Here is a 16582-nt window from a genome sequence, read left to right as displayed (position 1 = left end):
AGGTGTCTCATCCGGATCAGGCGGCCGCAATAGATGGGAGTGAGGAGCCGATGGTAAAGCGATGGCGCCGGGTCTCGATGGATGCCGGCGTAGTGGACTATGGTGGGGCACCGATCATTCGGATTACGCGGGGATCGAAGGGCGACGCGATGGCCAGTGTCGAGCACATGCAGTGGTTCGAGCCCGATGGCCACGAATACACTGGCTATGCCGAAAGTGTGCAAGATCGACGACGTCCCGCAGGGAGGTGCTCGCAGAATATCGCAAACTGATAGCGGTCGTGGCAATTGAGGATGACACGTTGTGGGACACCGCCTGGGGCGAACTCGGCTAAGCCCTGACTATCCTCGAGCGACGACAAGCGCGCCTCTCACATACTTGCATCCGAGGACTGGAACCTTGACCTTCTCCCCCAGCAGATTAGGGTCATCGGATACTTTGCTCCTTTGACGGTCCACAATGCTCCGCTTTGGAAATACCCGACCCCACGTAACGCTGTCGCTTTTTCATGCCACCGGGGCCGAAGCTCTCGCGCGCGAACTGAATTCAAAACTGCCCGAACTCGCGACGACGCTTCCAACGCGTCCAGTGACGATAGACGACCGGGAAGTCACCGAACTCGAAGAATATGCAAAGGGTGGGGTGACGGCCCTCGGTGGCTGGTATCGCATCGATAGGCCGCCGGCTTGGTATCGTCGGGATGACCTCGCTACCAACGGCTCAGATGGTTCGACCCCCTCAGGTGACCCTATCGATACCCAACATCACCTCTATGTCATTGCGGTACACGGGGAGCACTTGGGAATTTTCGCGAGCCAGGACTCTATGCGACAGAGACTGGTCGAGTTGATCTCCTTCGGTTCGGCAGGCGACGATCGGAAAACGATCTCACTTTCAAGAACAGCGGAACCAATCGATCGTGAAACGCTCGAAAATGCGTTCGTTAAGGGACGGACCAAGAGCGCCTGGCTGGATGGGCTGCACGTGCCGACGGAATTGAAAGCCGATCGGAAAGTGCTCAGTGGCCCGAACCTCAGATACGCGCTCGACCATTTCGATGACCAAACATTCTTGTACTCCGCCGCAATCAGCGAAGTGCCCCAGGCCAGCGGCGAAATTGCTCGCATCGGCGTCTCACATGCGAAGGGGACCCTATGGACCAAGTCGACGAAGACCTTCGACGAGTTTGCCGATGAACTGAAATCATTGGTAAAGGCGATCCGGACGGCAATTGCCGATCCCAAGACGGTTGCGGACCTCGAACGTGCAGGCCTTCCGGTGGTCGCAAAACCGGCTGTAACCGCGAGCCTTCCGCTACTGAGCGACGGATTCGACGTAGGCTATGAGGCTCCGACGACTCAGGAAACGGAGCTTTTGACTGGCGAGATCTCCGAGCCGGTCCTGCTCGACGAATGGCAGAGGCGCGGATCGTTCGTCGTCAACGAGGCAGAGACCGCCAAGGCACGCCCCTCTGAGATTATCGCAGGTGCGTATTTTGACAGCATCCTGCTTGCGACAATTCGGTTTGAGCCTGTCCGACGTACCGACACCTCGGTCGAGATATTGCATCGCGTCCTTAGCTATGAGGTTGACAAGGCCGACGAACGGATGGTTGCGCTCGACAAGTCCCTTATGAAGCGCAACACCAATCTCACGCTTCGTTATGGCTCAGGTCACGTTGTGCAAAACAGCGTTCTATACGCGATGCGCTTCCACGACGTGATTTTTGAGAACTGGCAGTGGAAGAAGTTCGCGCCCGCGGCTGACGGCAAGAAGTACAAGCTGCGGGATGAGAAACCGACCAAGCGCGGCGGCAAGGGCAAGATGGTCTACGCACCCGAGCTGATCGGAAAGAGTGACTCCTTATTCTGCTACGTTCGCAACAACATAGCCGATCTCATCAGCACCGCCTCGCACCCAGTCAATGACTGGCAGCTATTGTGCGACGATGGATCGGGAGAAATCGCCGACTTCATCGCTCTCAGCTCCAACCGCAAGCTTGTGACGTTCATCCACGTCAAAGCAACAAAGACGGGAAGCGCAACGACGATCAGCGTCACGCCATTCTCCGAGGTTGTCAGCCAGGCGACAAAGAACCTGCGCAACTTCGACCACGGTCTCCTCATCCAGGGGATCAACGACCGAACCACCGATCGAAACAAGGACCTAGTGTGGCGTCAGGACGGTACGGCGACTAACCGCGCAAAGTTCTGCACCGAACTCGACAAGCTTCGGCCAATGGACGAAGGAGCGTAATCATCCTGCAACCACGCATAACGGAGGCGACCTGGACAAAGGCAGTCGACAGTCACCGGGCAACCAAGTCAACCGCGCAGGTGGGCCGTATGCGGCAGCTGAGCGCGCTGCTATCTTCCGCTGGCAACAGTTTCAACAAACTCGGGACGACGCTGCAGGTTGTCGGCATCGCCAGCTAGAGTCCCGACCGCTTGATCAATTCCTTCACCAACTCCGCGAATCGATCACCTGAAAGATGGCGGTGCGCGAACGCCAGCCTCTGATGGTAGGGAATGAGGCTGCGGTCAAAACGGTCGCTCCGCAACTGACGAGCTTCCCGGGCGAGCTCGTCAAGCTCAGGTAGTTTTTCCGACTCCAACCGGCCTAGTACTCGGACCACCTCGCCAACGTCAGTTCCCTCGACAAGCACGGCGAAGTTCGAAGCCGACGCCCGCAGCCCCTCCCGGCGCAGCATCAGCGTGAGGGTCGTCAAGGCGCGAGCGCCTCGCCACGGAAAGATTAGGACGTCCTTGCCGGCCACGAGCAATCGCTGCGTGTCTAGTTTGAGATCGCGGAATGCCTGCCGTCCCTCATCAACCAAACTCTGGAACGATGTTTCTTCAGAGAGCGCTGAGACATCCTTGCCCCTGTAGAGTTGCAGCATCCGCTGGTTGACTACGCCGCTAGGCGTTTGTGGAGAGCCTCCAAACCTTGGAGCACCGGCCGTCGGTGCCTTGGTTACGGTGAGCGCTCGTCGCTCGTCGCTGACATTGACAACGCGCCACCGGCCCCGGTTGAGAACAAACGTGTCTCCAACGCGATACGCGACTGTCATCGGCAACCGACCAATCACTACGCCGCCGGCCGAGACGATGTATTCGGGAGGGCTGCTGAAGACCGTAAAAGCATGCCGCTTATTTCTTGGCGTGTCCGCCAGCTGCCAGCTGGTCTCAACAACCTCGATCGCTCGGCTCTCGCCCGTTGCCATGGTTTCGAGGAACCGAGCAAAGAAGCTCGGACTGATCACGTTCCGAGTTGCGCGCCACGGCCCACTCTCGATCAGGCCATCATAGAGCTCGGCGGTGGTCGCAAAGGTCGCCTGCCTCACCCATGAGATTACCTGATGAAAGAGCGTCGATAGTTGAAGGTCGGCAGCGTTCGGCTGCTCAAATTGACCTTCCATCGAAAGTTGGGCAGTCGCCGCCGACTGAAAGGTCCGTAGCCGCAACCGATCCAAGGGGTGCGAGGCCTCAGTCACGCGCCCCTCCCGCAAATACAATAGACCGGTAGGGTGGGAATCGCCGCGTCGTCCGGACCTCCCCACACGCTGGCGTAACGCTGAGACGGTGAAGGTCGGATCGATTTGGACCACTCGTTCGACTCGACCAATGTCTATTCCAAGTTCAAGCGTGTTGGTAGCAACGACGACCATCCGGGCCGGGGCATCGGTGCCCTCCCCGCGCATCCAGTCCTCAACTTTGCGACGATCGGCGGCAGGAATTGACGAGTGGTGCGGTTCAAAGCGGATCCCGGTCGGTCCGGCCTCGGCCTGACAGCGTTCCACGAGGTGCTCAACCGTCGCGCGCGAATTCGCAAAGACCAGCCCTCGCTTGTCTGCGGAAAAGTCCTCGATTAACCGCCGTGCGATGAGGTCGACGATCTCCTCGGCCGGTTCATCGCCTTCGATTCGTTTCTCATCCGGGTCGACAAACGCCCTTAGTCTGATCGTCGCGGGCCTCGCCTCCTCTCCAGATGAACGGATGACCTTGACCGCCGCATAGTCCTCGGGGCGCAGCACGGCCGCCGCACTGCGATCCGCATCGCCCAAAGTCGCCGACAAGCCGATACGTGGAATCTTCCGGCGCGATAGGAGCTCAAGCCTGTGTAGCAAGGACTGCAGGTGCCGCCCGCGGGGGCTGTCAAAAAAGGCATGGAGTTCGTCGATAACAACGCACTCAATACTCGTCAGAGCGTCGAACATGGAGCCTTCTTCACTCGCCCCGATAGCAAACGCTTCAAGTGACTCCGGTGTCGTGAGCAGGACACCACTCCTCGTTGCTCGAGCAGCCTTCTTGCTCGAGATCTTGATGTCCGAGTGCCACCCGTGGGCCTTCAAAGAAACGGCCTCGGCCAGAGGACCAATTCGAGTCATCTGGTCGTTGATCAGCGCTCTCAGGGGACTGACATACAAGATGGCAAAGCCGGATTTTGGCTGCCGATTGTTTTCCAGACGAGCCATAAGTGGCAGAAATGCCGCTTCGGTCTTCCCACTCGAAGTCTCCGCTTCGAGAACTAGGTCTGGAATCGGGCTGTCAGGATCAATCGGAATACTCTCGATCGCCAGGCGCTGAATTTCCCGAAACTTCGTCCAGCGACGTGCATTCACCCAAGCGCGAACAGACTTTGGATAATGGCCATGAAAGGGCTCGAAGCGCTTCACCTATTTGCACCCCTCAGGCGAACGTCGCGTGTCTGATCTCAGACATCAATCGTGAGATCGAAATACAGATCCTCAGCATGGATGTCCTGAGTAGTGTGCAGAGTGCTTTTCTTCTTCAGGGCCGTCACGAGCGTACCGCGTGGGACCGCAGTTTCCTCCGTGTCCCCATACTTGCCTTCCATCGTTGACATGACCGTCGTGAACTCCGCCTTTTTAGAGTTGTCCGATCCGGTCATAAGACCCCAAAGCGTCTTTGGCGTCGCGTTGCGGCTGCCATGGTGGCCGACCTTATAGACATCGACCTTCTTAAGCATCGTCCTGATATTTGGCTTCGACAACGCGTACTCCCAGTTCTCGCCTTGAGCGTCCCCGGGGAACAGGAAGGCCTTCTTGCCAATACGCAGATATAGAATGACGCTCGTGTTGTTTAGAGCATTGTCGAGATTGGTAACGATCGCCTGCATCTGCTCGCCACGCAGTCGCTTGGCGCGATAAATGAGCCATCGAGAATCGATCGGGAAACGGTACTGCTTGCGCCCGACCACGTGGCCAGGAAACAGAGCTCCATCTTCTCCCGTCGGTGTCGTTTGCTCCGAGAACCGCAGCCAATACTCGTCCGGATCCCAGTCCTTTTCCTTAGCCACGGCCGCGTGCTGGTCGACCGTTGGCGGGCCGAGAACTTCGATCTTCGACCCCGGGAGGAGGTCTTGCAACTGAGTGGGCTCGCCGAAGAAGAGATACTCTCGGCCTGACTTGGGGACCATATCTCTAAGGTTGTCGACTGCCGACTGGTTCTTGACGTTCACCTCCGCAACCGCTGTTAGCTCCGCCCTGGTCTCCCTGACCAGCGACCTGCTCGCCTTCGTCTCGGCAAGAATTCGTTCCGCCACTGTCTGCATCGCATCGAGCGACTGCACATGGAGGGCCTGGAGATTCGCGCCGCCCTTCGCGACCTTTGGTCCAGTAGCTTTCGGTGCGAGCGCAGGATCCTCGGTCCAGGGCTGTATGACCAACTCGGGCTTGAGCGCGGCGATGATATCGCCGGCACCAGTCTTGCTCTTATTCGTCGCAAAACCCGAAATGTGATCCTTATGCCGGTGCGTGGCGACCACGGCGGTGAGTTTGCCGCCCGTCGTATCGCGAATGTCCCTGGCGATTGCTGCTAGTCGATTACCCTTCACTCCCGGCGGGAAGCCTGTGCTTCCAAAGTCGACGAGCACGTGCCTTGCGCTTTCGTCGTCGTAGAAGACCGTCAGAAGGAAGCAGTCGCCGAAACCAACTTGGTATGCGCGTATTCTTACCTGAGTTGGCTTCATGACTTGAGCCTTCGAAGCTGACCGATGCGGCTGTGCAGCTGGGCCAGTAGCGGCAGGTCGCCCACGGGGCCGTCGAAGAAACCCAACTCGAAAAGCTGCTTAAGCTTTGCCCCTTGCCGGGTCTTATCTGCCTCCGATTCAACAAGACCCTTTGCGACCTTGTATTTTAGCTGACCGTATTCATCGAAAATGAGCGTGCCCCCGCCTGCCAGCTTGATATTGCGCCATAGTGGAAGGCCCTCAGGGACCGCGATGCCAAAATCGTCGCGAAGTTCTTCGGCGCTCGCGGTGACTGAATGGACGTACTCGGCAACCGTCTCACGCAGGATGAAACCATCGGGCGCGATGCGCATGCTCGGCCGAACCGATCGCACCTCGATGTGTCCGTGCTCGGATAGGTCGAGGTTCGTTCGGTTCTCCCAGATGAAGCGAAACATTTCCTCCTCATCTCTGAGCATCGACTCGAAATGGGTGCGGCTATAGATCATCTCTCGCTCCCATCTCTTCCATGTGCCGTCCGTATCGGCATCTGGGGCAGGCTCTACCCCATAGTCTCGGAAGCTCTTGAGCAGTGCCTCGCGATAGCCGTAACGGTCGTCGGGAACCACCTCTCGATCGATTGTCAAGAGAGCAGACAGGAAGTCAGAGAATGAGAGGTCGACAGGAGGGCAATAGTCGATTGCGCGAATGACGATGGTCAGCAGATGATCAGCGGCCCTGGCGCCCTCCTCGACGACAAGACCTCGATCCTTCTTTCCCGCCGAGATAGTGCCAATCTTCTCGAGCCGCCTGAGCCAAATCTCAAGGAACGAATTCAACACGGCAGCAACGAGAAGCTCGCCGCGACGGTGTTCCTCCTGGAACTCTTTCTTGTCAGCGTAGCGCTTTCCGGGCGGCAGTTCGACCGAACGTCGCAGCGCTTGTCCGCGGACACCCGACAGCTCCTCCCCCATCTGGTTGGCCAAACCAAAAAGGGTTGATTCCTTCAGCTTCTCCTTGGTGAGCAGGTCCGCCCGGATCAAGGGATCTTCTGGCCGCCCGTCCAGAACAGTACTGACGATCTCCGTCAGCGATAGGACCGAGAGGAGCGCGACGATATCCGAGAAGCCTTCGTGAAACGCGGCCTGGTCCAGCGACGAACGGTCGAGGAAACCACGGCGCAACCCATCAAGAAGCGCGTGCGTGGTTTCATGCGCGACGACGTCATGCGCGAGGCAGGAATACACAGTCTCGCCGGAAGGCTGAGACGACGTAAAGTAGCCAAAAAACAGCGAACAATCCTCGCGAGAATAGAACGCGTTGGGCTCGCAGAAGGCGTGTGGCGAAATATAGAGCTGATGGCCCGCGCATCCCCACGGCACCCGACGCCCCAGAGCGAGCTCGAATCTGGCGAGGATTCGCATCACGATCGCGTAGACATTCTGTGCGTGATACCTAGGGTCTGACATCAGCGCCCGGTCAGATCTGACCGCCGCAATAGCATCGCTGGGTTCTTCCAGCCCCGGCCCAAGATCGAGCGGCGTGTAGAGGGCATTGCGCGTAGCATCATAGTCCACCACGCTGACGCGATATCCGGCAGGCCCGGGCAACAACTGCTCAGCCGGTATCGAAACTTTTGCCAGCAGGACTTTGCCATCGGCGGTCCGCACTGACGGATCCTGCGCGACGATCGTGAGCGTTCGAAACGCGCTCAGCCCATGACGAGTCCCCAGGACGTTCCGCATCGAACTTCCGGTGAAATAATCTTACATCAAAGTCTTAATTAGAACCCGCGCGCATCCTGCCGTTAATCGCGCCTAAGTCAAGGCAGACATCGCCCTATTCGATAGTCTTCAAACTAAGGTATGCCGCTCTGATCTGTGTACTTATCCAAAGCGGGCGACAATCCGTTGTCACTGACTTGAAGCTGTTCGTCCCAGTGCGCGCGCCACGGCCTTGCCCAGTCCGGAGTTCCCGATGGCTCGGCGACCAAGCTCTTGAGATGCTCATCTGCGTTGTCCGCCGCGAGCAAAACTGAAATCGGCGTGTGGCATCCTCGACGCGGCGTCGTGCAGCACTGTTTCGCGGTCCTCGCGCGCGACGACATACGCGGCGGCGCTAGCACGAACTCGAGCAAGTCGTAGTTCACTTAGCCCGATCGGAAATAGACGCTCTTATGCCGAGCAACTTGCGACGAGCGCCTCATCGTCGATGGTAAAAAGAGGTGCGTTGATCAGTTCTTCGATCGGCCGGATCGTTTCGTGCCAAGCAGGCACCGCGCTAGCCGGCTTATACTCCCGCCGTGCCCCGGCCACACCGTCGTCGTGCGCCCTGGTCTGGACGAGGGTCCGCCAGCGCGCGTCATCACTGTGTAGGACCGAAGAACCTGCCCCTCGTCCGTCCACTTGCCTAACCTTTCCAAACGACGCCTTCGGATTCGGAGTATTTTCGGCGCCTACTCACGGGACTCGAACTACAAAATCGCTATATTGATTGCTGCGACGGTGCGCCAGTGCCGCAGCAGTTAAGTGCATTTTCGCGCTTTGCGACCGTAGCGCCTCTATTTTCAGACCCGATCAAATCACCGGCAGAATTGCCTGCCGCTACACCCGAAAAAATCTTCCCACGGATTTCCGACTCGCCAAAGCGGCGGCTTGTAAGGGGTTATGAGCGACTTCTCGACATCAGATGACCTCATACTCACCCCGGCGCCATTGACCATGACGCGTGAGGACGGGCGCCCTTACGCCCGCTTCGACGACGTCGAGCGCGCGATCGCCGAGGTGCTCGGCATCGACCCAACCGGCGCCATCCTTCTTGAGGCGCCGGGCAAATGGAAGACCCAGACGTTTGTCTACTTTGCCCGCAACGGCGGCAGGCAGGGCGAACTCAGGGGAAAGCTGGTTCGCGAAATCATGACGCGGGCTGGCGAGATCGTGAAATGGAATAGCCGGGGATTCAGTCCGACCGACGTCGAAGTGATCTCCACAACCGTCATCGTCTATCTCGTGAAACTTCTGTTTCCTGAAAAGCCCACCAGGATGTCGGAGTATCTCGAGGTCGACTTCAAGCGGGTGATCGTCACGCAGACGGTCAAACAACACCCCAAATTCAAAGACAAACCCAAGCCGCATATGGTCGCAACCGCCTCAACGACCATCAGCGGATCGGACCCCCTCGACAAGCTGGTAGACGAAGATGCCGAAAGCGCGCTGGCCGTGATGATCCGCCAGGCCAGCCGCTCCCGGCTGCGAGAACTCCTCGGGGCAGTTAAGGACGAAAGCCATCGAAAGGCATTCATCCTGAGGAAGCTCCGTAGATGGCCGATGACTCACTCAGACCCATCAGTTCCAACTGTGACGGGTTACTTCGGTCTTAGTCCGTCCAAGGCGAGAACGGTCCAGAATTGGATCAACCAAGCAATCAAGGAGATGAGAGAGGCGTTCGGAGAAATACAATGACCCGCCCTGAACCTACTACATTCGATGACGTCCTTGCGCTCATGCTCGAGGACGGCGAGATCGTCCCGTCCTATGAGAGCCTGGAAATTTGGTCGAAGAGATACCCCGCCTTCACCGACGAGCTCGCCGATTTCTTTGCCTCCCTGGCCTTCCAAGCGGAGGAGGATGGCGATGCGCCCAGCCTTGACGTCGAACATTTCGCGAACCTCGCTGTCAGCGAGGCTTTGAACCGTCTTCACTCTCTCGAAGCCACGGCAAACTCCGCTTCGCCGCTGCGCCTTTCTCAAATGGCGCACAACGCGGGCTTGTCCGACGCAGACGTCGCCAGCCGAGTTGGCATCGACGACGAGATGTTCATGAAGCTGGATCGAGGTCGAATTGTTCCTGTTGAGGGCATCCCTCGTTTGCTGGCCCGCAGCTTTGCGGCCGTGCTCGCAGTGGCTATCGATGAAATATGGATGGCGCTCGCTTTGCCGAAGATGGCGTCGTCACGACCAGGACTACTAAAAAGCCGAAAGAAGGCTCAGCTCGCCACCGAGACGTTTGAGGAGGCATTGTCGCGCTCTTCTCTGTCCGACACTGACAAGGCGACGTGGCGCAGAGCAATAGCGGAGGGAACAGGTCCACCGTGAGCAGCTGGCTTCAGATACGCCTCCGTGCCCAGCAGTGGCACGACGAACTCGCAGCAGGCGAGTCCCAGCTCATCTCAGCGAGCGAACTCATCCGCAAAGCTATGGTTGCAACTGGTACCGCGCTGATGCCGCTTGCCCAGGAGAGCACCCTTCTCGACGGAGCTCAGGCGCTCTTTGATCCAGATGGAAACCGGATCCTCTATTCCAAGGACCTCTCAACAGACCTCCAGCACTTTTACATCGCACATGAATTCGCGCATATTCGATTGCACAACGATGCCGCCCGCTGCCACGAAGATGACTTCGACGCTTGGACCCCTGCGGAGCCCGAAGAGTCGGCAGTTGGGGAAGACGACTCCTATAGTCCAAAGCAACGGCGCGAAGCGCAGGCTAATGTGTTTGCCCGCGAGCTGTTGCTGCCGCGCGAGAAGCTGAGTGCGGCGTTCGTCGCATCCGGAGCGACCGCCACCGGCCTCGCCCGTCGGCTGGAGGTGCCGGAGACTTTAGTCCTGCAGCAACTTGCCGACGCGCTTCTCCTTCCGGATGATCCGCCGTCCAAGGAAAAGCGACCCGAACCCAAACCTGACCCGTCACAGGAGCGCGCTATCAAGGCGCCGATTGGTCCCCACCAGGTGCGCGCCGGACCGGGCACGGGCAAGACTCGAACACTCGTCCGTCGGATCGCGCATCTGATCCATAGTGGCGAAGCACCGACCTCAATCCTGGCCCTCACCTATTCCAACGAGTCGGCGCAGGACCTCGCAACACGCGTAAGGGACAACCTTGGGGACGCAAGCACCGGCGTTTGGACGGGGACCTTTCACGCCTTTGGCCTCGAGTTGATGCGCCTCTATTGGGCGGGGCCGAACGATGCACCCTACATTGCCAGCCGCTCGGACCAGCTGTTCCTCCTTGAGGAACTGCTGCCGCAGTTGGATCTCAACTACTACTTCGAGCTCAACGAGCCGCTCCGCTCTCTGAAATCCGTTCTAGGCGCAATCAGTCGTGCCAAAGATGAGCTCTGCGGTCCCGCGCACTATGCCGAACTCGCCGCTGCGATGAAGGATGTCGATCCGGAGGCAAGTGCTCGCGCGGCGGAAGTTGCACGGATCTACGAGATCTATGATCGAGAATTGCGTAAACGTGGCTGGCTCGATTTCGGCGACTTGATCGGCCGCCCCATCGAGATACTGGCGTCAAACCACGAGGTCCAGCAGTCTGTACGGTCACAGTACCGGAACGTCCTCGTTGACGAATACCAGGACACCAATCGGGCCAGCGGGGTCTTTCTCAGTCTCCTCGTCGACCCGCAACGCGGTCCGTGGGTCGTGGGTGACGTCAAACAGTCTATCTATCGCTTCCGCGGTGCCTCGCCCGTCAATTTTGCCCGGTTTCGCGATCGCTTTGCCGGTGCCGGTCATACGGATCTTGAAATCAACTATCGCTCCGGTGGGCAAATCGTCTCGACCTTCGAGACCTTCGGGCGATCAATGAAAGCTGTGGCCCCCGGCGACGAACCGCCGGCTCTACGACCGGATCGCGGCGAAACAACTGGAACTGTCGTCTATAACGTGGCGGCAACGCGAGAGGCAGAGTACGAGGGCATCGCCGGGCGCATCGAGACTCAGCGGACCAGCGGCGGCTCGCTCAAGGATCATGCGGTGCTAGCGCGCGCCCATTCGACTCTGGTGAGGCTTACAGAGCACCTCGAGCGCGCGGGTATCCCGACCCTATACTTCGGCGACTTCTTCGAACGACCCGAGGTCCGCGACATGCTGAGCTTGCTGTCGGTCGCCTCGGAACGTGACGGTCTCGGACTGTTTCGTGTTGGGCAGTGGCCAAGATACGATATCCCGGTCGACGACATTCTCACGCTGTTGCATGCGATCAGGGAGAGCAAAACATCGCTCCTGAAGGCGCTAAGGGACCTCTCGCCCATTGAGGGAATTTCCGCCATCGGTCGGCAACGGCTGGCGCGGTTGGCTGCCGATCTCGCCGGTGTGCATTTCGGCACATCGCCACATTGGCTTCTCTCCGACTATCTGTTCAACAAAGGAGCGGTCCGCGAGGATACCCTCCGTGAGGCGTCCGTCGCCGGTCAGCAGCGCCGGCTCGCGATGTACCAGCTGTTGCAGGTAACGTACGAGCACCGCCGAAAGTCAAAGACCGATCCCAAACGCGACTTTCTCGAACACGTTCGACGCCTTGAGATCCTCGATGAAGAGAAGGAATTTCGTCGGCTACCAGCGGCAGCCGCGGGCATCGATGCTGTCAAACTCATGACCGTTCACGCGAGCAAAGGCCTTGAGTTCAATTCGGTGCACGTACCCTCTTTGAGCCCCAGTTACTTTCCTCTGAAGGGCGGAGCCGTGCCGTGCCCGCCTCCTGATGGGATGATCGAGCCCGATCCGTTGATGTCGCCGGAGATGGAGGAAAAGAGCCTCTTCTTCGTCGCCCTTTCACGAGCCCGCGACCATCTGGGTTTGTCACGATCGATGCGCTACGGGGGCCAACCAAGACCCAATCCATCGTCGCTGCTCGAGTCCCTCCAGGCCAAGATGCCGGAGCCGACGGGTGCCAATTGGATCAGTACTGGGCGCGCTGAGCCTGCCTTCGCCCCCCTGGCTGGCACTCTCGACACCGCCAATGGCGTGGGGGCTGAAGCCATCGAACGCTATCAAAAGTGCCCCAGACGCTTTTACTACCAGGACGTTCTGAGCCTCAGATCAAGCTCCGAGCGGGGGCCATACCTTCGCTTTCTCTCCGTCGTCCGTTCAACTCTCAAATGGATGAACGGCGCCCCGGGTTCGGCGTTGACCAACGAGCTGGACCAACAGTTCAACTCTCGGTGGTCCGAGCAGGGCCCGACCGACCATCCCCACAGCGAGGTCTATCAGACCACCGCCCGTAGGATGCTCGCAGTGGCGGCTGGCGAGATGGCTGGCGAAAACCTCGACGTCACTCGCCACGTCGACGTCGGGACAAGACGTATCCTCTTGCAGGCGGACAATATCCAGCTCCGAGACAACAAAGTGGTGATACAGCGCCTGAAGGCCGGGCGGCTCGCAAAAAAAGAAACCCAGCGCGCTCGCGACAAGCTTCTGTTCAATGCCGTCAGTCGCGATCATTCTTCAAAGTCGGTGATATTCGAACATGTGTCGCTGCTAACCGGCGATCGCGTCGAAGGCGCCAAAAAGCCCGATGCGGAAATCACGACCGAGGTAAGCGAAGCGTTCGCTCAAATCGACGCTGGACGGTTTGACCCAAAGCCGAGCGGGCGCGAATGTCCCACCTGCCCTTACTACTTCATTTGCCCATCGACCGGATTGGCCAGGGCCTGATCGTCCGCACCAGCGCATGCTCGCGACAGGCGTATAGCCGCCCCGGTCTCAGTGTCGCTAGTTCGGCAATGGTCCCGAGGAATTTCCGATTCTCGTTTTAGCCGGCTTGAGGAGGGTAGTTGCGCATCTCAGCGTGACACGCACTCAAGAGGTAGAAATGTCGAGCCTTTCCATTTTCGCGCAGGCCGAGGCATCTCGCCAGATCGAGATCATCGAGGTTGGCGAGCACACGTCCGTCAAGGACATCATCAAGGCCGCGCTCCAGCGTGGCTTGTTCCAGGGTGACGAGAAGGAAGCCCTAGTCTACGTCGAGGATCGCGATGATCCCCTCGACAACGATAAGCCGTTCCTCGCCCAGGGCGGCAAGGACAAAGATCGCGTTATCGTCCACCGATGCCGCCGTGTCGATGTTACCGTCGCTTTCAATGCCCGCCGCGAGCAGGACAAGTTCAGCCCCGCCGCCACCGTCGCGCGCGTCAAGAAGTGGTTCGTCAAGGAAATCGGCATGACGCCGGTCGATGCCAGTGAACACGTCTTGCAACTGGCCGGCACGACGGACCGTCCCGATCCCGACACTCACATTGGCACGCTCGTCGCAAAAGGCCTTTGCTCGATCAGCTTCACGCTGGTCCCGCGCAAGCGCGTCGAAGGCTAAGCGATGGACGCCGCGCTGCTGCTGCCTGATGAACGTGCTTTGAGGAGCTATCTCGAAGCCGCATCATTTCGGCTTGCCGTCCATACTGGCCGGTGGCGCGCTCTTCTCGTCGCCTGGCCCTACGTTATCATCGAGGTCGCGGCTGCGCCGCGGCCTCGTGCCCCCTCGCACTACGCGCTCCGCTTCAACTGCGCGGGCTTTCCTAGTGTCCCGCCCACCGCGCAGCCTTGGAGTGTCGAGACCAATAACCCTCTGCCCTTCGCCAGGTGGCCAAATGGTCGATCCCGTGTGCCGGCAGTTTTTCGGCCCGACTGGAAGAACGGCACTTGCCTTTACTTGCCGTGCGATCGCGAAAGCATCGTAGGCCACGACAACTGGCGCCAGGAGCATCCGGATTTGATTTGGAGGGCTGACCAGGGACTCGCCCTCTACCTGCGCGCCGTCCATGAGCTCCTCAATTCCGACGACTATACAGGAACGCGAAATGGTTGACTCAAAACTGGTATTCGCGCGGCGCCTTTGGCTGGACGGGCTCTCTGAACTCTGGCGTCGCGGTGACGGTAAGCACGAAGCCGGAGCTTTCCTGCTTGGCCAGGACGTCGACGGCGTCAGGACCGTTTCGCGCTGGATCTTTTACGACGAACTGCAGTCCGACGCTTACTCGACCGGCGTCTGCATTCTGGAAGCGGATGCATTTGATCGGCTTTGGCATATCTGCAGGACCAACCAGCTCAACGTTGTCGGCGACGCCCACACGCACCCGGGCTCAGCACGGCAGAGTCAATCAGATCGCGCCAATCCGATGGTCGCGCTCGCCGGTCACATCGCACTGATCGTGCCCGACTTCGCCCGCGGCCCTCACTGGCGCCATCGCCTCGGCATCTACCGTTACGAGGGCTCGCATCAGTGGACGGACTTCAGCGGCTGGCGCGCAAGGAAAGTACTTTCTACGGGGACATTGAGATGAATGACTTTGCCAAACCCGACAATCTGCATCGCGGCGTCAAAATGGCCCTCGACACCGGCGAGGCGGCATCTATCGACGAAGCCTACGAGCTCTTCGCGCGATACAAGATCGGCATTTCGACGGGATCTGTCGTTGCGTCTTCGCGGGCTCATCAGGCGGCACTTCTCACCATGGTCAACGCCGGACGGCGCTCTCTACTCGGCGGCGTCCATGTGTTTGGTCTTCCAGACGCGCCCCTCCTCATCGAGCTACCCGGCGGCCAGAAATCGCTTGCCGATGCCGTCGTTGCCATGGGCGGAACGCTTTCGGACCAACCCACCGACCAGATGCCCATCGTGCTGCTCGGCAAACAGGAAAACGAGCGTCACTCCTCCATCGTCCTCAGCGTGACGTTTGACGGTTGGCGCGCTGCGGTCGGTCCTGTCGATGATCTGCTGCGTCTTGAAGAAGGTGAACTCGAGGTTCTCGGCGCGGTTCTCGCCGGCGCTATGGTCGTGAGCGAAGTCTTTCAGAACCTGCGCGGCCACGTCCTCGCAGCACGCCGTATCGTCGGCCTATCGCTCTGGTCGCCTGAGATCGACTGGCGGGCAGCACAGGGCGGTCCGCACGCATTTGTCCTGCCCAGCCGCCTCTGGCTCGTGGGTTTGGGTCATTTGGGACAAGCCTACCTTTGGACCCTCGCGATGCTTCCTTTCGCAAAACCGAGCGAACTGGAACTCACACTGCAGGATTTTGACCGGCTGACGTCCTCCAACGACAGCACGTCGATGTTGACGCAAGCAAGCCAGGAGCGTCGGCTCAAGACGCGCGAGATGGCCGGCTGGTTGGAAGCACGAGGATTTGTTACCCACATTGTCGAACGCCGGTTCGACGGGAGACTTTTCCTTGGTGAGAGTGATCCCCGCATTGCGCTTTTCGGCGTCGACAACTCTGAGGCGCGAGCAAGAATCGACGAAGCCGGCTTCGATCTCGTGGTCGAAGCAGGGTTGGGTGCGGGTCCCCAGGAATATCTGACCATGCGCATTCACACGTTTCCCGCGACCGTGCCAAGTCTGCAAAAATGGGGTGAGGTCATCGACGAGAAAGAAAGCCCGAAAAGTCCCGCCTATGACTCTCTACTAGAGTCAGGAGCCGTTGACGAATGCGGACTCGTCCAGCTGGCAAGCCGGACCGTCGGTGCACCTTTCGTCGGTGTTATCGCCGCCTGTCTTGTCCTGGCCGAAGTATTTAAGCGCCTTAACGGCATAGGGGGTCTGGAGGTCATTGATCTCAACCTCCGCGCGCCAGACCTTCGGGAGGCCGTTGCCGCGAATAATCTCGACACGTCATGGAACCCGGGGTTCACCACACTGAGCACTTAGCACGGAAGGTGCGCGCTGCGCACGTGATCGGCAGCCACCGACTTGAGCAGTGCTGCAAGCAAGTTGGCCGTCAACCTCCTTGGCGTAGCATCGGCACGTTTTCCCGGCCAATGCCTCGACGTCTACCAAATCGACTGACCATGTCGGCTCGAAATTCCGTCGTCCTCTTTGCCTCTTCAACCATCGAAAACCTCC

11 protein-coding genes are annotated in these 16582 nt (G+C 59.1%); 8 read left to right on the top strand and 3 right to left on the bottom strand.

From position 1 onward, the window contains the following. The first annotated feature begins 459 nt into the window (after window positions 1–459). Window positions 460–2256: a hypothetical protein gene (locus BGO82_RS12560; protein ID WP_291305942.1), complete on the top strand. Its 1797-nt coding sequence runs from the start codon at window positions 460–462 to the stop codon at window positions 2254–2256. A gap of 175 nt (window positions 2257–2431) precedes the next feature. Here the strand turns inward: BGO82_RS12560 and BGO82_RS12555 are convergent, their stop codons facing one another. From BGO82_RS12555 to BGO82_RS12545, 3 genes are read right to left on the bottom strand one after another with little or no spacing between them, the layout of a single operon-like run. After that, window positions 2432–4675: a DEAD/DEAH box helicase gene (locus tag BGO82_RS12555; RefSeq protein WP_291305941.1), complete on the bottom strand. Its 2244-nt coding sequence runs from the start codon at window positions 4673–4675 to the stop codon at window positions 2432–2434. 38 nt (window positions 4676–4713) lie between these two features. Further along, window positions 4714–5991, bottom strand: coding sequence for a hypothetical protein (locus BGO82_RS12550; protein WP_291305940.1), 1278 nt, complete (start codon window positions 5989–5991; stop codon window positions 4714–4716). Next, entirely contained in the window at window positions 5988–7715 is a 1728-nt protein-coding gene (locus tag BGO82_RS12545) for a hypothetical protein (protein WP_291305939.1), read from the bottom strand. The genes BGO82_RS12550 and BGO82_RS12545 overlap by 4 nt, the downstream gene beginning before the upstream one ends. A 921-nt stretch (window positions 7716–8636) precedes the next feature. On the opposite strand from BGO82_RS12545, the gene BGO82_RS12540 reads away from it, so the two are divergent. From BGO82_RS12540 to BGO82_RS12510, 7 genes are all read left to right on the top strand, one after another. Next, a complete protein-coding gene (locus BGO82_RS12540; protein WP_291305938.1) occupies window positions 8637–9431 on the top strand; it encodes a hypothetical protein in 795 nt (264 codons plus the stop codon). After that, window positions 9428–10063 (top strand): hypothetical protein, encoded by a 636-nt coding sequence (locus BGO82_RS12535; RefSeq protein WP_291305937.1) that lies wholly within the window; start codon window positions 9428–9430, stop codon window positions 10061–10063. Before BGO82_RS12540 ends, BGO82_RS12535 begins: the two co-directional genes overlap by 4 nt. Continuing rightward, complete coding sequence (locus BGO82_RS12530) at window positions 10060–13404, top strand: UvrD-helicase domain-containing protein (RefSeq protein ID WP_291305936.1); 3345 nt, start codon at window positions 10060–10062, stop codon at window positions 13402–13404. The genes BGO82_RS12535 and BGO82_RS12530 overlap by 4 nt, the downstream gene beginning before the upstream one ends. 157 nt (window positions 13405–13561) lie before the next feature. Then, window positions 13562–14059, top strand: coding sequence for a hypothetical protein (locus BGO82_RS12525; RefSeq protein ID WP_291305935.1), 498 nt, complete (start codon window positions 13562–13564; stop codon window positions 14057–14059). A 3-nt stretch (window positions 14060–14062) separates the two neighbouring features. Beyond that, on the top strand, window positions 14063–14551 hold the full coding sequence (locus BGO82_RS12520; protein WP_291305934.1) for a hypothetical protein: 489 nt from the start codon (window positions 14063–14065) through the stop codon (window positions 14549–14551). Next, window positions 14544–15026 carry a Mov34/MPN/PAD-1 family protein gene (locus BGO82_RS12515; protein ID WP_291305933.1) on the top strand — a complete coding sequence of 161 codons (483 nt, stop codon included), beginning with the start codon at window positions 14544–14546 and terminating at the stop codon, window positions 15024–15026. Before BGO82_RS12520 ends, BGO82_RS12515 begins: the two co-directional genes overlap by 8 nt. Continuing rightward, entirely contained in the window at window positions 15023–16387 is a 1365-nt protein-coding gene (locus tag BGO82_RS12510) for a hypothetical protein (protein ID WP_291305932.1), read from the top strand. Before BGO82_RS12515 ends, BGO82_RS12510 begins: the two co-directional genes overlap by 4 nt. Window positions 16388–16582: the final 195 nt, after the last annotated feature.

Source organism: Devosia sp. 67-54 (genome assembly GCF_001899075.1).
GTDB lineage: Bacteria > Pseudomonadota > Alphaproteobacteria > Rhizobiales > Devosiaceae > Devosia_A.
Note: the sequence above shows the minus strand (reverse complement) of the source record. Positions and strands in the feature narration are given on the sequence as shown.